Raw genomic sequence first — 19,454 nt, forward strand, 5'->3', positions numbered from 1 at the left:
GTATAACTTGTTTACAACGGGAAAGCATATTGAATCAGCTTTACAAACTAGCTTTTTGTTTTATTTTGTTGACAAATCAGGATCATGGTCAAGATTTTTTTTCGCAATGGAGATTTCAACATCCATGTCTTCTAAATCTTCGGACACGAATTGTTGGTAATCCTTCACGATTAAATCAGCCATTTGATCAATGATCTGCGCACTTTCTTCTAGTTTACCATAAACTTCTTTTGACTTAACTTCGTGACTGTTGATTTCGACATAATGATCGGTCAAATCAACAATGTTCGGTAAATGGGTATAAAGAAATTGACTAGCCTCTGGTAATCGAGTGGGCTCTTTTACCAATTCTTTGAATAACGCCTTTGCTGCTTTCAACGTATCGTGGCGTAAATCAATGGCTTTTAGCTTCGCGCTTTTCTGAATATTCTGTTGTAAACGTAAAACTTGTTGTTTTGAAAGATTCATCGTTTCACGGAACAGTTCGATTTCACTTTCGCTCATGCCATTTTTTTTGTAATACGCTTCTTTTTCCTTCGTCAAAAATGGTATTTCTTCTTTTTTACGAGAACCCGTTTTCCTTCCTTTAAAGCCGCTATAAATTAACCATCCACCAACAGCCAGCATTAAAAAGACGATAAAGTCGCCGAAATCCCCTTCAAAAAAGCAGAGAATACCGATTGCTGCGATGATTATCGGGAATAGTTTTCTTTGCATAATAATCCTCCTAATCTGTAAAAACCCTTCACATTTATTTATCCAAAATACTTGATTTCTTTACACGCTCATCATAGCATGAATTTCTATAGAATTAGTATGGGACTAAAGATGGATTTTTCATATTTAGAAAAAACGTAAGAAATTTCTGTGATACAATAAGGCAGAACCGTCGAGAAAAGGTTGCTGACCTGTTCTGATACTTCTTTCAGAAGCGCCATAGAACGGTCTGCGGCTTGACATAGAACTAATTTTTCCACGAAAAATTAATTCCTTAAGATGAAAAAAGAGGGAAGGTTGTTGTTATGTTAGAGTATAAAGATTTCGAAGAAAAAACAATCAATCGTAAAGAATTGTTTAAGGGAAAGATCATCGAAGTATATTTGGATGAGGTAGCGTTACCGATGGGAGGAACAGCCAAGCGTGAGCTGGTTTTTCATCATGGCGGTGTCGGCATCATTCCGATTACGAAAGAAAACAAACTAATCATGGTCAAGCAATTTCGTAAGCCGTTAGAAAAAGTAGTTTTAGAGATTCCAGCTGGAAAAATCGATCCGGGCGAAGGCCAGCACCCTGAAAAAACCGCGCTGCGGGAATTGGAAGAAGAAACGGGCTTTACAACCGAGAAGTTGACCTATGTAAATGAAATGTATTTATCTCCCGGCTTTTCCAATGAAAAATTATATATTTATGCCGCTACAGAATTGGTTAAAGTCGAAAACCCGTTGCCGCAAGATGAGGATGAAGTTTTAGAATTATATGAACTGACTTTGGAAGAAGCGAAGCAAGCGATCGTCGATGGGGCTATTTGCGACGCGAAGACTATTTTTGCGGTCAATTATTGGGAATTGTTGATCTGTAAAGGTGAAAATTAAAAAAAGAGGATGTTCGTTCCACTTTTACTTGGGAGGAGAGGATGCGCATGAGTAAATCACCTCTGGTGACGCGCAGCGAAATGAGAAAGCGCAAAGAAGCGCAAGAACGCTTGGCCGAGGAACAACGGCAAGCAGCTGAACGAGTGTATGAAAAAAAGCAAAAAGAAATCAGCAGTGTGTATCGTAAAGAACTAAAAAAGAATAAGCCGGTCACCAAGAGTCGCAGTAGCGAGCGGGCCAAACAAAAAGAACGTGGCAGTTTTTTGAATAAAGCGATCATTTTTGTTTTATTACTATTAATTGTAGTAATGCTGGCGGTATTCTTTATTTAATTAATTGGAGGGAAAGAACGATGAAAATTGGAATTATCGGCGCGATGGAGCCGGAGGTCAAAGCATTAAGAGAAAGCTTGGGTCATCCTGTATCATGGGAGCAATCAGGAGCTTTATTTATTTCAGGGAGTCTAGGAAATCATGAAGTGATCGTGGTACAGTCAGGGATCGGAAAAGTTTTAGCTTCTATTACTACGTCTGTTTTGATCCAACAATACAAAGTCAACATGGTCATCAATACCGGAACAGCAGGTGGGATTGGCACCGGCTTAGCAGTAGGAGATATAGTGATCGCAGATAAAGTAGCGTACTTTGATGTCGATGCGACAACTTTTGGCTATCATATTGGACAAGTTCCCGGCATGCCGCTTTATTTTGAAAGCTCAACCTATTTGAAGAGCGAAATGCTGGAAGCCAGCAAAAAAATGAATCAGCAGGCTCAAGTAGGCTTAGTTGTTTCTGGCGATAGTTTTGTCAGCAGCGCCTCAAAAATCTATGAAATCAAAGCGGCCTTTCCGGATGCCTTGGCAGTGGAGATGGAAGGGGCTGCCATCGGACATACCGCTGCACAATTTGGTATTCCCTTTTTGATTGTACGAGCAATTAGTGATACAGCGGATGGGGAAGCAACGGAGACACATGAAGAGTTTGTTAATCGGACTGGGACGTTATCTGCACAATTAGTCACAGAATTTGTTAACCATTTAGTTTAATTAACAACGACGACAGATTAAATTAGTAAAAATTTGACTAGGGGGAAGAATCCATGCGGGCTTTACTTTCAATTGATTATACTAATGACTTTGTAGCGACAGATGGGAAGTTAACGACTGGGAAAGCCGGTCAAGCTATTGAAACAGAGTTGGTTGACTTAACCAAAAAATATTTTGAACACGGTGATTTCGTCGTCTTTGCCATTGATGGGCACGACCCTAATGATCAATACCATCCGGAAAATAAATTGTTTCCGCCGCACAATGTGATTGGAACAAGCGGTCGCAAGTTATATGGCTCCTTGGCAGATTTTTATCAAGGGAATCAATCAGCTGAGACGATCTATTGGCTGGACAAGCGGCATTACTCAGCTTTTAGCGGAACAGATTTAGATATTCGTTTGCGGGAGCGGGGGATTACGGAGCTTTGTTTGACGGGTGTCTGTACTGACATTTGTGTTCTTCATACGGCGGTGGATGCTTACAACCTCGGCTATCAATTAATGATCCCGGAACAAGCGGTAGCCAGCTTTGATCCTACTGGACATGCGTGGGCCTTGACGCATTTTAAAAATACGTTAGGCGCAACTATTATTTAAAAGAAAAAAACTGTTCCCCACCTTGCATAGAGGAAGATGGAGGACAGTTTTTATTTTACATAGGTCGAGATAAAGTTGGTAAAGTCTTCGATCACACCATCTTTTGCTAATCCTTCTGCTTCAAAAATTCCGCGGTTTTTACCAAAAGGATCGATGGCGACGATCGTTCCAATTTGCGCCCGTTGTGCGGCTTGTAATCCAGAGTAAGAGTCTTCAATGACTAAACAATCCGCTGGTGCTAGCTCAATTTTTTTAGCCGCGATCAAAAAGATATCCGGCGCGGGTTTACCGGGAAATGTTCCATTATGATAAACGATTTTTTCAGGATCAAACCATTTGGCCAAAGCAAAAGTTTCCCAATAAAAATCCATATTAACCTTGGGTGAAGCAGAGGCGATCGTCATGGGGATTTGGTTAGCCTTTAGTGTATCCAATGCTGCTTCTAAGCCTTTTGTAAAATGGATTCTCTCAGGATGAGCCAGAACGCGTTCACGATAATAAGCTTCTTTTTCATCGGATAACTGTTCCACTTGCTCATCCGTTAAGTCGGCAGAAATAAAGTGACGTAAAATAATATCGTTGGTTTTTCCATGAATCGAGTGAATAATGTCGGCTTCACTCAATTCTTGTTTTGAATATTTTTTGATCAAATTGATCCAAGCTTCCTCATGAAGATCGGAATCTAAAAACATCGTTCCGTTAAAGTCGAAAAGTATCCCTTGCATGTGTTGCCCTCGCTTTTTTATTGATAGTCTTAGTTTAGCACTTTTTGAAAAAAGAAGATGAAAAGATAGCATCATTTGCATCTTTATTTTAATCGTTTTATAGTGTTAAAGAATGAATTGATGGAGATGAATTGAATGCTAGACTATTTAGTCATTGCTCTTTGTGCGTTTATCGGCGGTTCTGCCCGCTACTGGTTAGGTGTTTTTTTGCCAGCGGCTGGGGGCTTTCCGATTGGAACGCTTGCAGTAAATTTAATCGGCTGCTTTATTTTTAGCTGGGTTGTTAAACATATTATGAATGATATCGATATTTCGGGACGTTTGGTCTTAGGCGTTGGCGTTGGCTTTTGCGGGGCACTGACGACGTTTTCTTCTTTTGCTTTAGACACGATGAAATTGGTCCAAGCGGATCAAATCGGCTTGGCCTTTCTTTACTTAGTTTTGTCTTTTGTCGGTGGCTTAGCGATGACCTTTTTAGGTGAAGCCATCTATCATAGAAAGGCGGCTTAGCGATGACTGAGACTTTATTAGTTGGCAGCGGTGCGGCAATAGGCGCGATGCTACGTTTCACCTTAAACAATTATTTTGAATCTCAAACGAAGCGTTTGCCAAGATCGACCTTCTTTATTAATTTGACTGGTAGTTTGTTATTAGGGATTTTCTTTGGCTTGCACTTGTCCAATTCCATGTATCTTTTTTTAGGGACAGGAGTGATGGGGGGCTATACGACTTTTTCTACCTTTAATTTTGAGCTATTCGTCCTTTGGAACAATGACCGGTTGATGTTTTATCGCTATTTGATTGGCTCCTATGGCCTAGGCTTGCTGTTGAGTTTTATTGGGATCGTGATTGGGTCGAAAATATAATAAGAAATAAATTAGTTAACAGGATCGATTTAAATTCAAAATACCCCATCAACTCGAGAGTTGATGGGGTATTTTTTAACTTATACAAGTTAGCTAATTTTATTCCTCTTCTTCAGGAATTTTGTTGTCTAAGTCGGTTCTTACGATTAATACATCACAGCCAGCGTTGCGAATGACGTATTCGGAGACTGATCCGATAAATAAACGTTCCACAGCATTCAAACCGGTGGCACCTAGCATGATGAGATCAATTTGATTGTTTTCAGGAATTTGATTGGCGATCATAACTTTCGGAGCACCATATTCAATGACTTTGCTAATGTGTTCCACGCCGTCTTTTTTAGCCTCTGCTTCATAGTCGTCTAATGTTTGTTTAGCCATATCAGTTGCTTGTTCAGCTAAAACATTATCGAAAGAGGAAACGGTTTGAAATGCTCGTGTATCAATCACGTGTGCCAGTAACAATTCTGCTTGATTCCGTTTCGCGACGTTTACCGCTTTTCTAAAAGCTAATTCTGCTTCATTCGAACCATCGACTGCAACCATGATTTTACTATATTGTTGTTCCATCGTTCTCAACTCCTTTTCACATCTTATTTTAAAACAAATACTGAAAAAATGGTACTGTTAGTCTTTTTTTGTTTTTGCGCCCATCAAGAGTGCGAAAACCGCGGCTACAACTAAAAGTAAAATTAAATACATCATGGAATACGTCCGATTGTTCATAATGCCGATAATGATCGCCATCACACCGAGGACAGCATAGATCGACCCGAAGCGACGCAAAAATCCGAGGGATTCTGTTTGTTCCTCTTTACTAAACAAAAGTAGAAAGCCTTGAGGTTTTTTGATTAAGTAATAGCTGCAAAGCAATAAAATAAGTGCAAGTAAAAATAATAATATCCGAATCATTTTCTTCCCCCAATATAACAAAAAGCAATTTGCAGTACGCAAATTGCTTTCATTCCATAAAAAAATGGAAAATTCCGTCGATGCCGTTATTCACCCGATAGTATTGATCCCGCAAGATACAGCAGGTGGGTTCCATGGTCTAAGTATCGAACTACCAAATGAAAAGGCATGTTACCAACTTTGACACAAGACGGATCCCAAGATATCAATAAAAATGTTCGGTCAACACTGAAATAGGCAACGCGCACATCACAGAATTTCCATCTCAATCATAGCATAGTCATAATCGAGACGCAATGAATGGGGCTCTGATATAAAACATTCGTTAGCCCAAAATGTTTACGTCTTCTATACGTATATTGTATAAAAAAGGAGGATAATATGTCAAAAAAAATCGACTATTTTTTAATTGCTATCCTTATTTTCTTATTTTTAGGCCTTCCTACAAAGACCGAAGCCGCTGAACTGGAGCTAACGCCATCAATCGGAGCCAATAGTAAATTTCCTGCTAGTCCTGCCGGTTTGCAAGAATTGCTTTGGGCAATCTATCAAACAGATCCCAAGCAAAGTTATACCATCCAGTTAGAGGGGGATTTGGATTTAACGGCTACAACTGTCGGTACGCCGGAGGTTCAAGAAAATCCTACATTAGAGACGATTAATTTTACCAGTGTTCCGAATTCATTAACGTTTAAAGGTATAGATCAAGCTGTGATTTTGAGCTTGCCGGAAAGTTGTTTTTTTGGTCAAGCCCTTCAATTGAACCAATTGACGTTACAAGCATCAAAAATTTATGGCAATGGTCATCCATTAGTCTTCGAGTCCATTCAGCATCTCGGAAAGACGGAACTATTCGGTGGTAGTAATCACGACTTAGTTGGCGATCCGAAAATTATTTTTAATCAGGTTACCGGCGGCGACTGGCAAATCTGTGGCGGGAACGAATTGGGAAATCTAACCGGGACGGTTGAGACAAGAATTACGAACCTGACAGGCAATCTCACACAATTATGCGGTGGATCGTTAAGAGGAACGATCTTCGGAAATGTAACTACTGAAATAAATGGGTTAAACGGAGCGTTAGCTGTTTATTATGGTGGCGGTATCGGAGCTGATGGTGAACCAGCGACAGTCAACGGAACAATCAGCAATCAAATCAACGGCGCTTCAACGAATTTTGTACTGGGGAATTATTATGGCGGAGTCGCTTTTGGCAAGACTGGACCAATTCAGAATCGGCTTAACGGGGTTGGCAATTTTTCGACAAAAGGTGATTTGATTGGTGGATCACAAACCGGGGAAATTCTAGGAATCCCGCAAGCAATCACGACACAGATCGACACAAGTCAATTTCTTTCAGGAGAACGGAATTTTGTTGGCGGCAATCAGTTTGGTGGTGTAATCACAGGAGCTATCGACAATCAACTTTTGGCGGGGTCACTTGGCCGCGGATCTTTCATGCGGATCGATGGTGCTGGTGGGATGGATATTAAAAAAGCAAGCTTGACCAATTCCGTAAATTTTCCGCCAAGTGTAGAGCTGACCGATCCGTTAAACGTTACCTCTGAAGAAGCGGCATATGATCAATTAACCGCGGCTGAGCGTTTTTCAATGGCAAGAGAAAAGACGGCTTTTTATGTGGCGGGGGATGTAACGACGCGATTATTAGGCGGTTGTGTGAGTGATGGGGCTGGCAGAGATAAAAATATTTGCGGAGCGGGCTTTGCCGGTTTGATCAATGGAAAGGTTCGATTGGTCTTAGGAGAAAACAGCTTGGTTTACAGCAAACGTTGGGGTCAGCGGGCGCAAGAACTGGGAATCAATCCAAATTTTTTACCTGATAGTCTAAGTGCGGGCTCTAATTATGGCTTTAACGTGGCAGCTGGAGGTGGTGATAATAAAAATAATTGGGAAAATACCCTCTATGTTAAAGGTACGACTCAATTAGTTATCAAACAAGCCTTAGTGAATTTTGCCTACGGTGGAAATTTTAGCGGAATCTTAGATGGGACTAGTGAGGCTGACTTAGCCGGTGGTCAAGTCAGCCAAATTTGTGGTGCTGGTCAAACAAGTTACCGAATTTATGGGGACAGCTCGTTAAAAATATCCGGTGGTAAGGTAGAAACCTATGCGGTTGCTGGCGGGAGACTAGATCGCCGTTTAATTGGAAACTTGCGAACAGAAATTTCTGGTGGCGAGTTTGACGGGCAGATTGCTGCTACTTTTGGTGCGAATTCTAATCATTTGATTGATGGAAATGCAGCCACGATCATCATTGGCGGCCATATCAAAAAGGGGAAGGCCGACACTCAAATTATCGGCGGGGTGGCTAACGAAGGCATGATTAGCGGGAATGTTTCTTTAGTAATAAAAGACGCGGTTGAGTTGGAGACGGGTATCAGTATCAGTGCCGCTCGTCCTAAAAAGGCAACACAAAAAAATAGTATTGGTGGGGTGAACAAGCAGGTATCATTAGAAATCGCCACGACCAAAGCTTTCTCGGAAATTGAATTATTGGGGGATGGGGGAACAGCCGCGAAAGAGCTAATCAGTCCACAGCTAGATTTAACAGTGAACGCCCCCAACGGTCATTTTTCTTTGATTCAAGGGATGATCCAAAATAGTTATGCCGGTCGCCTGCTCCACGAAGTTGTACTGGATGTTCAGGCGGCAGGATCAATTGGAAAAATTATCGGCAGCGGCGATCCGACCTTTTCGAATCGCTTGATTGCCAACAGTACGGCTGAAATTTTGCTACAGTTAGGTGCGTCGCAAAAGGAATTAGCAGTTGAAGAAATATATAATTTCACTCAAGCGACTGTTTTAGAAAACAGCCGTGTATCGCTGCAGACAATGAAAAATGCTTATGGGGCTACGAATGAGAATTTTGCGACTCATTACCATCAGTTCGGTGAGCTTACTCTATCTGAAGGCGCTTGTTTAGCGGTAAATGAATTAAAAACCGGCAGTCTAGCGGCAGCCAAAAATGCTGAACTTCATTCTCCTGCTGAGGCTTCAGCGATACATTTACGAAAATTGGACCCCACAACAAAGCTGACTTGGCGTCTTTTAAATGAAAAAATGCCGCAAAAAGTCCAAGGAGATTATTTTGACCAGCAAAAAGGGTTTGCCATTATGCAGTTTGCTGGAAACGAAGGTCTGTTAACGCCGACGAACTTTATCGGCTTCGATACTGCCGGACAGGTGTACACGGGCGATACCAATGGAGAAATGGGGCTAGCGGTGGCGGCCACAATCATTGACTATCAAGCAGTCGATCAACAAGGGAAAATTATTCACGACTTGCCCTTGCAGCCTAATAATCAACCTCTACCGTTAAAAGTATGGGGAAGTGGCGACGAGTATAGTGGTGAATTGATTATTCCGGGAGAAACAAAACTTCAGCCGACAGTGCATTTTATAGGAAAAGACCATTCTTCCTTCCTAAAGGCAGAAATCCACAGTAGTGACGGGACAGTGAATCAAATTAGCGAGTCTAGTTGGCAACCGATAGAGAGCTATTATTATCAAGTATCGGCTACCTATATGCCGACGCTAGGAACACTAAAACTAGTATCTGTCCCGTCAGAATTAAATTTTGGTCAACAGTCAATCGGTCAAGCGACACGTTTTTATCCAAAAATAAAGGGCGAGTTGATCGTAGAAGATACTCGTCAAAACCAGCAGCCGTGGCAATTAACGCTGCAAGCCGACACTAGTGAAGTGGGCGAAATATTTTTTCAAGAGGCGGAAACAAGTTATCCGTTGAATGAGGAAGTTTTGGTTTTTAACCAAACGGGATCTTTAAGAACAGCCTTTGACGATTGGAATCAAAGAAAGGGCATTTTTTTAACCGTTCCACAAGGCAGGCAAAAGCTAGGAAAACATGCTCTGACCTTTCACTGGCGCTTAACAACGAAGGTTGAATGAATTTTGTTGAAAAAGAAACAAAATTATCCTAGAATGAGAGTGCACTCACTAGGAGGAAGATTCATGAACAAAAGAGAAGAGGTCCTTGAAGGCTTCAGCGAAGTATTTAACAAACGGGCGTGGCTGGATAAGGTCAAGATGGAAACGGCGTTAGCTGGTTATACGGCGTCCGAGGTTCACTGCATCGAATTTATTGGCAAGCATCAAGATCCGAATGTCACGAAGATGGCGGAGTCGATGTATATGACCCGCGGCGCGATCAGTAAGCTGACTAAAAAAATGTTGAAAAAAAAATACATCGAAAGCTATCAAAAGGCGGACAATAAAAAAGAAATCTATTTTAAGCTGACTGAAGAAGGCGAAAAAGTTTTTAACATTCATGAGCAGCTCCACAAAGAATTTGAAGAACGAGATAAAGACGTTTTCGCACCTGTTACCGAGGAGCAGTACGATGCTTTTTTAACTTTTTTAAAGCGGTACAACCAACATTTAGAAGCGGAAATAAAAAAGCAAGGTCTTACGATCAATTAAGCAGATGGACAGTCTCAATTTTTTAGAGGCTGTTTATTTTTTGATTTATTTTTGTTGACAAGGAAACAAATAGGTAGTATTGTTTCCAAGGAAATAAAAAAACAGTTTGTTTTCACGCTGCAGCTAGAAAAATTTACTGACGATCAATTACTTATTCTTGAAAGGAATCTTCTATGAATCAATCAAATAAATTACCTAAAGAAGTATTATCGGCAGCCTGGGCGATTGCCCTGGGTGCGATTGCTCCTATGCTAGACTCAACGATGGTAAATATCGCCATCGATCAATTAACCAAAAATTTTCATACGACCCTTACCATTATTCAATGGGCAATCACTGGCTACGTTTTGGCTTTAGCCATCGCCGTTCCGATTGCCGGTTGGTTGATGAATCATTTTGACGGTAAAAAAATTTTTATCGCCGCGGTGATTCTTTTCGGCTTCACTTCGATTCTTGCCGGCATCAGCTGGAGTGTTACTAGCTTTATTGTTTTTCGTCTGCTGCAAGGCTTTAGTGCAGGAATTATCACACCTTTGATGTCAACGCTACTAGTCAAAACGGCCGGTCCAGAAAATATCGGACGGGTCATGGCGATCGTCAGTACGCCAATGATTTTTGGCCCAATCCTTGGTCCAGTTCTCGGCGGCTTTATCGTACAGGCGGCTTCATGGCGTTGGATCTTTTTCATTAATGTGTTTATCGTTTTGATCGCGGCACCATTAATGCTGCGGACCTTGCCAAGCTTTGAGCCTTTTAATCGCGAAAGCAAGCTGGATATTTTTGGCATTCTTGATTTGTCGGTTATGAGTGCCGCCTTGATTTATGGCATTACCAAGGCCGCGGATCATGCGACCTTCAAGAATAGCGAATCTTTGATTTGGACGGGTGTCGGTTTGTTGTTGCTTGTGACTTATATTTTCTATGATCATCGCAGAGGGCATCAGACAGTTTTGCCGCTGACAATTTTTTCTCATCGAAGCTTTACGGCATCTAGCATCGGTTTATTCTTTGCCAATATCGCTATTATGGGTCCTATGCTGATCTTACCCTTGTTCTTTCAAAACTTCCGACATTTTTCCGCGATGGAGGCAGCAATCGCATTAATTCCCCAAGGTTTGGGAATGTTAGTGACTCGACCTTTAATCGGTAAACTCATCGATCAGCTTGGCGCTAAGTATGTTGTTATCGTTAGTTTAATTATTTCGCTGATTGGTACGATTCCGCTAGTTTTCGTCACAAATCAAACCAGTATGGTTTGGATCGCCTTGATCCTGTTTATTCGCGGGACCAGTTTTGGCGGCATCAATTTGCCGTTAACAAGCGATGCCTATACCGGATTGGCGGATGAAGAATTGCCGGACGCCGGTGTAGGGATCAATATCATTGAAAATCTTGGATCAAGCTTCGGTTCCGCAATGATCGCAACCGTCGTGGCTACGGTATTGCAAGGCGCACAGCCAACGATCGCTCACGAATTGTCTGCCTATCATGCGGGCTTTCTGGTGTCAGTCATCGTTCTGGCTTTGATCTTTCTTCCTAGCCTCTTTCTAACAAATAAAACGAATGACCCTCAAAGTTAGATTACTCTAACCTTGAAGGTCATTTTATTTTTTCTTTTTCCATTCTTCGATCCGTTGGTATTGCTGACCAAGCGCCTGTTCGTATTTGCCAGTCGCTTTTGGCTCGTAGTAATGAGCGTCTTTGATTTTGTCAGGTAAATATTGCTGATCGACCCACGCATTTTCAAAGCTATGGGGATATTGATAGCCGATTCCTCGTTGTAAATCCTTTGCGCCTTTATAATGACTGTCTCGTAAATGATCAGGGACTTCGCCGGCATTGCCCAGACGGATGTCAGTGATCGCCGCATCTAAGGCTAGATAAGCTGAGTTTGATTTAGGTGAAAGGCAAAGATCCACCACTGCATCGGCCAGAGGAATTCGTGCCTCGGGAAAGCCTAATTTTTCAGCAGCTTGTACGGCCTGAACAGTGCGAGCAGCGGCGGCTGGATTGGCTAAGCCGATGTCTTCATAGCCCATTACCATCAATCGCCGACAAATAATCGGTAGATCGCCGGCTTCGACTAGTCTGCCTAAATAATGCAATGCAGCATTGACATCGCTACCTCGGACCGATTTTTGAAAGGCGGAGATCACATCGTAGTGAGCGTCGCCATCTTTGTCATGGGTCAACGCTTTTCGTTGCACACATTCTTCGATGATAGAAAGGGTTAAATGAATGTTTCCTTCCGCGTCTTTTGGCGTAGATTTAGTCGCCAGCTCTAAGCCGTTTAAAGAGCTGCGTAAATCACCGTTGGTTGCCCGCGCCAAATGTTTCAACGCTTCTTCATCTAGTTTAACCGGATAGTCTCCAAGACCACGTTCTTTATCGGCCAAGGCTGACTTGACCGCCTTAATAATATCGGCTTCATCCAAAGGCTTGACTTCAAAAATTTGAGTCCGACTGCGAATGGCGGGATTGATGGTGATATATGGATTTTCAGTAGTAGCGCCGATCATAATGATCCGTCCACTTTCTAAATGAGGCAGTAGAAAATCCTGTTTGGTTTTGTCTAGCCGATGGACTTCATCTAATAATAAGATAACCGTACCGCTCATCTTGGCTTCTTCGGCAACGATCTGTAAGTCTTTTTTTGTATCAGTGGCGGCGTTCAACATTCGAAAGGCGTAGTTGGTGGAGCCGGCGATAGCGCTAGCGATGCTGGTTTTCCCGGTGCCGGGAGGGCCATATAAAATCATCGATGAAAGCATTCGTGCCTCTACCATTCGGCGAATGATCTTGCCTTCACCGACTAACTGCTGTTGCCCGACAACTTCATCTAAGTTGCGGGGGCGCATGCGATAAGCTAAAGGTTGTTGCATAAGAAACCTCCTTGAAATTTAATAAAGGGAGTAAAGTGTCCTTCGATAAGGTATGATCGATGACAGGTGAATTCAGCGGTGCGCTGAAGAAAATCAGTTTTTATCAATTTTGATTAGAGATGGTTAGCATTCGGCTAACTGGTTAAAACGGGTAGTCAGCTCGAGTTAAGGAAATTATTTTTCCAAGAACACGAAAAATAAATTTATCTTCGTACGCTTACCATTCTGCAAAACGCTTCTATTTGATTATAGAAATGAAAAAATGAATTTACTACTTTTCTTTTAAACTGCAAAAAGCAGAACTGGCAGCTAACTCAATGGCAAAGAGAATATTTTTCGCAGAACACGAAAAATAATTTAAACTTCGTACGCCTACTTTTTTACTAACTTGCTAAAGCAAGAAGTAAAACTAGCAGCTAGCTCGTGATAAGGGAATTTATTTTTCCAAAAGCGTGAAAAATAAATTTATCCTCGTACGCCTACCATTCTGCTAAACACTTCTATTTGATTATAGAAATGAAAAATGAATTTACTACTTTTCATTTAAACTGCAAAAAGCAGAACTAGCAAATGTATGTTCTCATTATAGCATTTTTTGCTTATGTTTGCTGGGTTTTGGGTTGTTGGGCGTAGCGAGTATTTGGATTATTGTGTATCATGGAGAAGGTGAGAAAAATGGAGCAGGTAATTAATTTTTTTAATAGTGAAACGACCGAAAACATCGCGAAATATTTATTGGGGATGTACTTGGAGCATGAGACGCCTGAAGGAAAATTGGGCGGCTACATTGTTGATTGTGAAGCGTATCTGGGACCAGATGATTTGGCTGCGCATAGTTACGGGATGCGCAATACACCACGAGTGCGAGCGATGTACGAAAAGCCCGGCACGATTTATTTATACACGATGCACACGCATTTGATTTTGAATATGATCACACAGCCTGAAGGGATGCCACAAGGAGTGATGATCCGGGGCATTGAACCGGTAGCCGGCATCGAAGGGATGATCGCCAATCGGCATGGTCGAAGTGGTGCTGCGCTTTCGGATGGGCCGGGGAAATTAGTTGAGGCACTAGGTATCAGCCGCGAGTTGTATGGTGAGTCGATTTTTTCTAGCTCTTTGCATCTTGTTCCGGAAAAACGGCGGGTACCGAAAACAATCGACGCGCTGCCTCGTATCGGCATTCCGAATAAAGGGATTTGGACCGAGCGGCCGTTACGATTTGTAGTTCATGGTAATCCTTACATAACGAATCAGCGTAAAGCTTTAATAGAAGAAAATAATGGATGGAGGAAATAAGTATGGCGAAAGAGACTATGGTTACTTATTTAGATAATTATTTAAACAAAAAAATTCCTGATTATGAATTGGCGTTGGATTGGGATACCCGCAATCACAGCTTTGAGATCGCGTTTCGGATTTATGGCGAAAATAAAGGGCAGATTGAAATTGATGACGCGGATGGCGTGGCTTCAGAAGAAGAGATCATTGAATTTGAGGATGCGATTTTATTGGTCGATCCTGATAAATCGAAGTATGATGCTGAGGATTATTTGGCAGTGATTCCTTACGAAGGTAAAAAAGGGATGAAGAAAAATGAATTAACGGCGGTCGTGGATTACTTGAAAGACGTGATTGATGACGGGCAAAGTGATTTATTAGATTTTCTTGCAGATGACAGCGATGAAGCCGTTTTTGAAATGAATTGGGATGATGCAGTCTTTAAGGCATCCATTAAACCAAGTGACAGTAGCTATCTATCCTATCCAAGTTATTAAAAGGGGCGAAAATTATGAAATGGAATGAAGTCAAAGTAACAACGGAAAGCGAGGCGGTAGAAGCTGTCTCGAATATTTTGATGGAGGCGGGGGCTTCGGGAGTCGCGATTGAAGACGCGCTGGACTTCGAAAATTATCAAGCGGATCAATATGGTGAACTATTAGATAAAGAAACGTTTTCTAGCTTGGCTGAAGGAGCAGTCGTGATGGCTTATTTTCCTGAAACGATTTTTTTACCGGAAATTTTGCCTTTCATCAAAGACAGTATCGCCAAGTTGCCAGAATTTGGGCTGAATATCGGAAAAAATCTGGTGGCAGTCAGCGAAGTGGAAGAAAGCGACTGGGCGACTGCCTGGAAAAAATATTATCATCCTGTTCGTGTGACGCGTTATTTGACGATCGTACCAAGCTGGGAGAAATATGAAGCGCAACATGAGGATGAAAAAATAATTACCTTAGACCCTGGCATGGCTTTTGGAACGGGGACGCACCCAACAACCAATCTAACCTTGCAAGCGCTAGAAACTGTTTTGCGTGGTGGCGAAACTGTTTTGGATGTCGGCACGGGTTCAGGTGTTTTGAGTATTGCCAGCTCCCTTTATGGAGCGAAGGAGATTCATGCCTATGATTTAGACGAGGTGGCGGTTCGTTCCGCACAAGAAAATGTCGATTTGAATGCTAATACTGAAAACATTCACGTGTCGGCTAATGATTTGCTGGTTGGCGTAGAGCAAGAAGCAGATGTGATCGTGGCGAATATTTTGGCGGATATCATCGTATTGATGATCGAAGACGCGTGGCGTTTGTTGAAAGCGGATGGGAAATTGATTGTCTCAGGCATCATTGAAGATAAAAAAGACATGGTACTAGAAGCCATGTACGCCCAAGGTTTTGAAGTCGACCGTATCTTCCAACAAAAAGATTGGTTCGCGATTATTTTACAGAAGCCAGAGGAAGACTAAGATGCAGCGCTATTTTATTGATCAAGCCTACCAACCAACGGTAGAACTTAGTGGTGAAGCACATCATCATATGGCACGAGTAATGCGGATGGCTGTCGATGATGAAGTGTTTCTCGTTTTTACGGATCAAACGGCGATCAAAGCCAAAATCACCGGGATTGACAGTGAGAAAGTCGTGCTAACCGAAGTGGAAAAAGAAAGTTTGCAACGAGAATTGCCGATTGACATCACCATTGCCAGTGGCTTTCCGAAAGGCGAGAAGCTGGAGTTGATCGTTCAAAAAGGGACAGAATTAGGAGCGCATCAGTTTATTGCTTTTCCTGGCGAAAGTTCAGTTGCAAAGTGGGATGCCAAGAAGCAGCAGAAAAAACAGCAGCGTTTAAATAAGATTGCCCAAGAAGCGGCGGAACAATCCCATCGCCAAGCGTTGCCGATTGTCCAATTTGCTTCGGAAAAAGAATTGATCGCTCGTTTTTCTGACTATGATACGGTCTTGATCGCCTATGAAGAATCCGCGAAGCAAGGGGAGCAAGCCCAATTGGTTCAAACTTTCCAGCAATTAACAGCCGGTCAAAAATTATTGGTCGTTTTTGGGCCAGAGGGTGGTTTGACCCCGAAAGAAATCGAACTTTTTCAAGGGGCGGGCGCAAAATTATGCGGCTTAGGGCCACGGATTTTACGAACAGAGACGGCACCGTTTTATCTTTTGAGCGCCGCTAGTTTCTATTATGAGCTGCAGCACTGATTTAATTGAAAAAGCCTACTAGAGTTTGTATAATAAGAGCAATCATTTTCAGCAAGAGCAGCAGTCTGTTGCTTACTAATTAAAGGGGGAACGTCACATGGCAAAAGAAGTTGAGTTGACTGGTCCTGACGTCATTAGGATGGTCAGTACCTACATGGGAAAAGAGCACGTGGCGTTTGTCCAAAAGGCTTACGACTTTGCTTATGAAGCCCATAAGCCTCAGATCCGTAAATCGGGCGAGCCTTACATTATTCATCCGATTCAAGTCGCCGGGATCTTGGCAGATTTACATATGGATCCTCACACGGTTGCCACCGGATTCTTGCATGATGTGGTGGAAGACACGCCAGTAACCTTAGAAGATTTAAAAGTTGAATTTGGCGAAGACGTCGCTTCATTAGTTGACGGCGTAACCAAATTAGGGAAGATCAAATATAAATCTCATGAGGAACAATTAGCGGAGAATCATCGGAAAATGTTATTGGCGATGGCGCAAGACCTGCGGGTGATCATGGTCAAGCTAGCTGACCGCTTGCACAATATGCGGACGCTAAAATATTTACGTGATGACAAACAGCGTCGAATCGCGCGGGAAACATTGGAAATCTATGCACCATTAGCTGATCGTTTAGGGATGAGCCGGATCAAGTGGGAATTGGAAGATACTGCCTTACGCTATTTGAATCCGAAACAATATTATCGGATCGTTCATTTGATGCGCAGCAAACGGGATGAACGGGAAGGTTTCGTTGAAGAAGCGGTGGATGAGATCAAGGAAGCCACGAAAGAGTTAGGGATCGAAGGCGATATTTATGGTCGCCCGAAACATATTTATTCGATTTATCGCAAGATGCGAGATCAGAAGAAACAATTCGATGAAATTTATGACCTGTTAGCGATTCGAGTGATCGTAGATTCCATCAAAGACTGTTACGCGGTACTTGGTGCGATCCATACTAAATGGAAACCAATGCCTGGTCGTTTCAAAGATTATATCGCGATGCCAAAAGCCAATATGTATCAGTCGCTCCATACGACGATCATTGGTCCTAGCGGCAATCCGGTCGAGGTCCAAATTCGAACTCACGAAATGCATCAGATCGCTGAGTTCGGGGTTGCGGCTCACTGGGCTTATAAAGAAGGCAAGACCGATAAAACGGAGGAAACGCAAGACAACCGACAGTTGGATTGGTTCCGGGAAATCATTGAGCTGCAAGATGAAAGCTACGATGCTTCCGAATTTATGGAAAGTGTCAAAGGCGATATTTTCAGTGATAAGGTTTACGTTTTCACACCAAAAGGCGATGTGACCGAATTGCCGAAAGGCTCTGGTCCGTTAGACTTTGCTTACAGCATTCATACCGATGTGGGTAATAAAACCACTGGAGCAAAAGTCAACGGTAAAATGGTGCAGCTGGATTACAAATTAAAAAATGGCGACATCATCGAGATCATGACTTCAGCCAATTCCTTTGGTCCCAGCCGAGACTGGTTGAATCTAGTAAAGACTAGCAAAGCCAAAAATAAAATTAAACGCTTCTTTAAAACCCAGGATCGTGATGAAAATGTGACCAAGGGCCACGATGCGGTGGTGAAATGTATCAACGATCTTGGCTTCATACCGAAGGAAATGCTGACGAAAGACAAACTGTCCGATGTGTTAGACAAATTCAATTTCCATAGTGAAGAAGATTTATATGCGGCAATTGGTTTTGGTGAGATTAGCGCGCTGACTTTTGCCAATCGCTTGACGGAAAAAGAGCGTCGCGAACAAATGAAGCAAAAGCAACGTGACGCCGTAGATGAAATGGTTAACAGTCCGAAAGAACCAGAAAAAATCAAGGTTCGGCATGAAGGCGGCATCGTGATTCAAGGGATCGAAAATCTTTTGATTCGCATCAGCCATTGTTGTAATCCGGTTCCCGGGGATGATATTGTCGGCTATATTACTAAAGGCCGCGGCATTTCAATCCATCGGGCTGATTGTCCAAATATTACGAAGCAAAAGGACATCCAACAACGCTTGATCGAAGTAGAATGGGAAGATACGACGAATTCTGTTCAGGAATACAATGCAGACTTAGAAGTGTATGGGTTCAATCGTGATGGACTGTTGAATGATGTCTTGAACATCGTCAGCGGCATGACAAAAAAATTAGTTAGTGTCGAAGCGAAGCCAACCAAAGATCGGCTGGCAGTCATTAATTTGACCTTTAAAATCCAAAATTTGAATCATTTGTACTCAATCGTCGATAAAATCAAAACCGTTCCCGACGTTTACAGCGTGAAGCGGACCAAAGGTTAAGCATCCTAACTAGAAAAATTTGCAGGAGGTTTTTTATGCGAGCAGTCATTCAACGGGTCAGTCAAGCAAGTGTCACCATTGATGAGCAAGTGATTGGTCAGATCGAGCGGGGCTTTATGATCTTACTGGGGATTCATGAGGAAGACACGCAAACAGACGCGGATTATTTGATTCGCAAAATTCCGTTATTGCGGGTCTTTGAAGATCCGGAAGGCAAAATGAATCAGTCGCTGCAAGACATTGGCGGAAGTATCTTGAGTGTGTCGCAGTTTACGTTGTATGCCGATACTAAAAAAGGCAATCGCCCAAGTTTTATTAAAGCGGCGCGACCAGAAACGGCGATTCCTTTGTATGAGTACTTCAATGAGGGCTTACGCCAAGCGGGACTAACTGTGGAGACTGGGGAATTCGGCGGCGACATGGACGTTGCGCTAGTCAATGACGGTCCTGTGACGATTCTTTTTGACACACGGGATAAATAACGAACGAAGGACAAAAATCTACGGGTTTTTGTCCTTTTTTTCTATCCTTCCAGCAAAAAATAAGGGATAATTAAACCAATGATTGAACATTGAGAGG

At 42.4% G+C, this 19,454-nt stretch carries 20 protein-coding genes and 1 other RNA gene; 15 read left to right on the top strand and 6 right to left on the bottom strand.

All coding sequences use genetic code 11. The features are described from left to right. Nucleotides 1-60 precede the first annotated feature (60 nt). Complete coding sequence (locus RV00_RS13750; protein WP_071863130.1) at nucleotides 61-717, bottom strand: 5-bromo-4-chloroindolyl phosphate hydrolysis family protein; 657 nt, start codon at nucleotides 715-717, stop codon at nucleotides 61-63. Between the two features lie 305 nt (nucleotides 718-1,022). Here RV00_RS13750 and RV00_RS13755 point away from each other — a divergent pair, with 305 nt between their 5' ends. From RV00_RS13755 to RV00_RS13770, 4 genes are read left to right on the top strand one after another with little or no spacing between them, the layout of a single operon-like run. Continuing rightward, entirely contained in the window at nucleotides 1,023-1,592 is a 570-nt protein-coding gene (locus RV00_RS13755; RefSeq protein WP_071863131.1) for an NUDIX hydrolase, read from the top strand. A gap of 47 nt (nucleotides 1,593-1,639) precedes the next feature. Then, on the top strand, nucleotides 1,640-1,924 hold the full coding sequence (gene macP / locus RV00_RS13760; RefSeq protein WP_071863132.1) for a cell wall synthase accessory phosphoprotein MacP: 285 nt from the start codon (nucleotides 1,640-1,642) through the stop codon (nucleotides 1,922-1,924). A gap of 20 nt (nucleotides 1,925-1,944) precedes the next feature. After that, on the top strand, nucleotides 1,945-2,637 hold the full coding sequence (locus tag RV00_RS13765) for a 5'-methylthioadenosine/adenosylhomocysteine nucleosidase (RefSeq protein WP_071863133.1): 693 nt from the start codon (nucleotides 1,945-1,947) through the stop codon (nucleotides 2,635-2,637). A gap of 53 nt (nucleotides 2,638-2,690) precedes the next feature. Next, the gene (locus RV00_RS13770) at nucleotides 2,691-3,236 is read left to right on the top strand and encodes a cysteine hydrolase family protein (RefSeq protein ID WP_071863134.1); all 546 of its coding nucleotides are present in this window, start codon (nucleotides 2,691-2,693) and stop codon (nucleotides 3,234-3,236) included. Between the two features lie 50 nt (nucleotides 3,237-3,286). Here the strand turns inward: RV00_RS13770 and RV00_RS13775 are convergent, their stop codons facing one another. Next, nucleotides 3,287-3,961: an HAD family hydrolase gene (locus RV00_RS13775; protein WP_071863135.1), complete on the bottom strand. Its 675-nt coding sequence runs from the start codon at nucleotides 3,959-3,961 to the stop codon at nucleotides 3,287-3,289. A gap of 135 nt (nucleotides 3,962-4,096) precedes the next feature. On the opposite strand from RV00_RS13775, the gene crcB reads away from it, so the two are divergent. Both crcB and RV00_RS13785 read left to right on the top strand, forming a co-directional pair. Then, nucleotides 4,097-4,471 carry a fluoride efflux transporter CrcB gene (gene crcB / locus RV00_RS13780; protein WP_071863136.1) on the top strand — a complete coding sequence of 125 codons (375 nt, stop codon included), beginning with the start codon at nucleotides 4,097-4,099 and terminating at the stop codon, nucleotides 4,469-4,471. Between the two features lie 2 nt (nucleotides 4,472-4,473). After that, entirely contained in the window at nucleotides 4,474-4,827 is a 354-nt protein-coding gene (locus RV00_RS13785; RefSeq protein WP_071863137.1) for a fluoride efflux transporter FluC, read from the top strand. Between the two features lie 99 nt (nucleotides 4,828-4,926). Here the strand turns inward: RV00_RS13785 and RV00_RS13790 are convergent, their stop codons facing one another. The 3 genes from RV00_RS13790 to ssrS all read right to left on the bottom strand — a co-directional run bounded on the left by RV00_RS13790 (nucleotide 4,927) and on the right by ssrS (nucleotide 6,000). After that, nucleotides 4,927-5,397 carry a universal stress protein gene (locus tag RV00_RS13790; RefSeq protein WP_071863138.1) on the bottom strand — a complete coding sequence of 157 codons (471 nt, stop codon included), beginning with the start codon at nucleotides 5,395-5,397 and terminating at the stop codon, nucleotides 4,927-4,929. Between the two features lie 57 nt (nucleotides 5,398-5,454). Next, a complete protein-coding gene (locus RV00_RS13795) occupies nucleotides 5,455-5,739 on the bottom strand; it encodes a hypothetical protein (protein WP_071863139.1) in 285 nt (94 codons plus the stop codon). Nucleotides 5,740-5,806: 67 nt separating this feature from the next. After that, nucleotides 5,807-6,000: non-coding RNA, 6S RNA (ssrS, locus tag RV00_RS13800), on the bottom strand. A gap of 120 nt (nucleotides 6,001-6,120) precedes the next feature. On the opposite strand from ssrS, the gene RV00_RS13805 reads away from it, so the two are divergent. The 3 genes from RV00_RS13805 to RV00_RS13815 all read left to right on the top strand — a co-directional run bounded on the left by RV00_RS13805 (nucleotide 6,121) and on the right by RV00_RS13815 (nucleotide 11,780). Further along, nucleotides 6,121-9,669, top strand: coding sequence for an autotransporter outer membrane beta-barrel domain-containing protein (locus RV00_RS13805; protein WP_071863140.1), 3,549 nt, complete (start codon nucleotides 6,121-6,123; stop codon nucleotides 9,667-9,669). 63 nt (nucleotides 9,670-9,732) lie between these two features. Further along, nucleotides 9,733-10,200 carry a MarR family transcriptional regulator gene (locus RV00_RS13810; RefSeq protein ID WP_071863141.1) on the top strand — a complete coding sequence of 156 codons (468 nt, stop codon included), beginning with the start codon at nucleotides 9,733-9,735 and terminating at the stop codon, nucleotides 10,198-10,200. 173 nt (nucleotides 10,201-10,373) lie between these two features. Continuing rightward, on the top strand, nucleotides 10,374-11,780 hold the full coding sequence (locus RV00_RS13815) for an MDR family MFS transporter (RefSeq protein WP_071863142.1): 1,407 nt from the start codon (nucleotides 10,374-10,376) through the stop codon (nucleotides 11,778-11,780). A 24-nt stretch (nucleotides 11,781-11,804) separates the two neighbouring features. Here the strand turns inward: RV00_RS13815 and RV00_RS13820 are convergent, their stop codons facing one another. Next, the gene (locus RV00_RS13820; protein WP_071863143.1) at nucleotides 11,805-13,082 is read right to left on the bottom strand and encodes a replication-associated recombination protein A; all 1,278 of its coding nucleotides are present in this window, start codon (nucleotides 13,080-13,082) and stop codon (nucleotides 11,805-11,807) included. Nucleotides 13,083-13,757: 675 nt separating this feature from the next. Between RV00_RS13820 and RV00_RS13825 the strand changes: the two genes are divergently transcribed. From RV00_RS13825 to dtd, 6 genes are all read left to right on the top strand, one after another. Beyond that, on the top strand, nucleotides 13,758-14,384 hold the full coding sequence (locus RV00_RS13825) for a DNA-3-methyladenine glycosylase (RefSeq protein WP_071863144.1): 627 nt from the start codon (nucleotides 13,758-13,760) through the stop codon (nucleotides 14,382-14,384). 2 nt (nucleotides 14,385-14,386) lie between these two features. Next, nucleotides 14,387-14,863, top strand: a complete 477-nt coding sequence (locus RV00_RS13830; RefSeq protein WP_071863145.1) for a DUF3013 family protein — start codon at nucleotides 14,387-14,389, stop codon at nucleotides 14,861-14,863. Nucleotides 14,864-14,877: 14 nt separating this feature from the next. Then, nucleotides 14,878-15,825 (top strand): 50S ribosomal protein L11 methyltransferase, encoded by a 948-nt coding sequence (prmA, locus tag RV00_RS13835; RefSeq protein ID WP_071863146.1) that lies wholly within the window; start codon nucleotides 14,878-14,880, stop codon nucleotides 15,823-15,825. A gap of 1 nt (nucleotide 15,826) precedes the next feature. Next, nucleotides 15,827-16,570 (top strand): 16S rRNA (uracil(1498)-N(3))-methyltransferase, encoded by a 744-nt coding sequence (locus RV00_RS13840; protein WP_071863147.1) that lies wholly within the window; start codon nucleotides 15,827-15,829, stop codon nucleotides 16,568-16,570. 97 nt (nucleotides 16,571-16,667) lie between these two features. Continuing rightward, entirely contained in the window at nucleotides 16,668-18,875 is a 2,208-nt protein-coding gene (locus RV00_RS13845; protein ID WP_071863148.1) for a RelA/SpoT family protein, read from the top strand. A 35-nt stretch (nucleotides 18,876-18,910) separates the two neighbouring features. Continuing rightward, on the top strand, nucleotides 18,911-19,357 hold the full coding sequence (gene dtd, locus RV00_RS13850) for a D-aminoacyl-tRNA deacylase (RefSeq protein WP_071863149.1): 447 nt from the start codon (nucleotides 18,911-18,913) through the stop codon (nucleotides 19,355-19,357). The last annotated feature ends 97 nt before the right edge of the window (nucleotides 19,358-19,454 follow it).

The organism is Enterococcus devriesei (genome assembly GCF_001885905.1).
Classification (GTDB): domain Bacteria; phylum Bacillota; class Bacilli; order Lactobacillales; family Enterococcaceae; genus Enterococcus_A; species Enterococcus_A devriesei.

Coding starts and splice junctions, on each gene's coding strand:
- RV00_RS13750 (WP_071863130.1), bottom strand. CDS start 717: ATGCAAAGAAAACTATTCCCGATAATCATCGCAGCAATCGGTATTCTC.
- RV00_RS13755 (WP_071863131.1), top strand. CDS start 1,023: ATGTTAGAGTATAAAGATTTCGAAGAAAAAACAATCAATCGTAAAGAA.
- macP (WP_071863132.1), top strand. CDS start 1,640: ATGAGTAAATCACCTCTGGTGACGCGCAGCGAAATGAGAAAGCGCAAA.
- RV00_RS13765 (WP_071863133.1), top strand. CDS start 1,945: ATGAAAATTGGAATTATCGGCGCGATGGAGCCGGAGGTCAAAGCATTA.
- RV00_RS13770 (WP_071863134.1), top strand. CDS start 2,691: ATGCGGGCTTTACTTTCAATTGATTATACTAATGACTTTGTAGCGACA.
- RV00_RS13775 (WP_071863135.1), bottom strand. CDS start 3,961: ATGCAAGGGATACTTTTCGACTTTAACGGAACGATGTTTTTAGATTCC.
- crcB (WP_071863136.1), top strand. CDS start 4,097: ATGCTAGACTATTTAGTCATTGCTCTTTGTGCGTTTATCGGCGGTTCT.
- RV00_RS13785 (WP_071863137.1), top strand. CDS start 4,474: ATGACTGAGACTTTATTAGTTGGCAGCGGTGCGGCAATAGGCGCGATG.
- RV00_RS13790 (WP_071863138.1), bottom strand. CDS start 5,397: ATGGAACAACAATATAGTAAAATCATGGTTGCAGTCGATGGTTCGAAT.
- RV00_RS13795 (WP_071863139.1), bottom strand. CDS start 5,739: ATGATTCGGATATTATTATTTTTACTTGCACTTATTTTATTGCTTTGC.
- RV00_RS13805 (WP_071863140.1), top strand. CDS start 6,121: ATGTCAAAAAAAATCGACTATTTTTTAATTGCTATCCTTATTTTCTTA.
- RV00_RS13810 (WP_071863141.1), top strand. CDS start 9,733: ATGAACAAAAGAGAAGAGGTCCTTGAAGGCTTCAGCGAAGTATTTAAC.
- RV00_RS13815 (WP_071863142.1), top strand. CDS start 10,374: ATGAATCAATCAAATAAATTACCTAAAGAAGTATTATCGGCAGCCTGG.
- RV00_RS13820 (WP_071863143.1), bottom strand. CDS start 13,082: ATGCAACAACCTTTAGCTTATCGCATGCGCCCCCGCAACTTAGATGAA.
- RV00_RS13825 (WP_071863144.1), top strand. CDS start 13,758: ATGGAGCAGGTAATTAATTTTTTTAATAGTGAAACGACCGAAAACATC.
- RV00_RS13830 (WP_071863145.1), top strand. CDS start 14,387: ATGGCGAAAGAGACTATGGTTACTTATTTAGATAATTATTTAAACAAA.
- prmA (WP_071863146.1), top strand. CDS start 14,878: ATGAAATGGAATGAAGTCAAAGTAACAACGGAAAGCGAGGCGGTAGAA.
- RV00_RS13840 (WP_071863147.1), top strand. CDS start 15,827: ATGCAGCGCTATTTTATTGATCAAGCCTACCAACCAACGGTAGAACTT.
- RV00_RS13845 (WP_071863148.1), top strand. CDS start 16,668: ATGGCAAAAGAAGTTGAGTTGACTGGTCCTGACGTCATTAGGATGGTC.
- dtd (WP_071863149.1), top strand. CDS start 18,911: ATGCGAGCAGTCATTCAACGGGTCAGTCAAGCAAGTGTCACCATTGAT.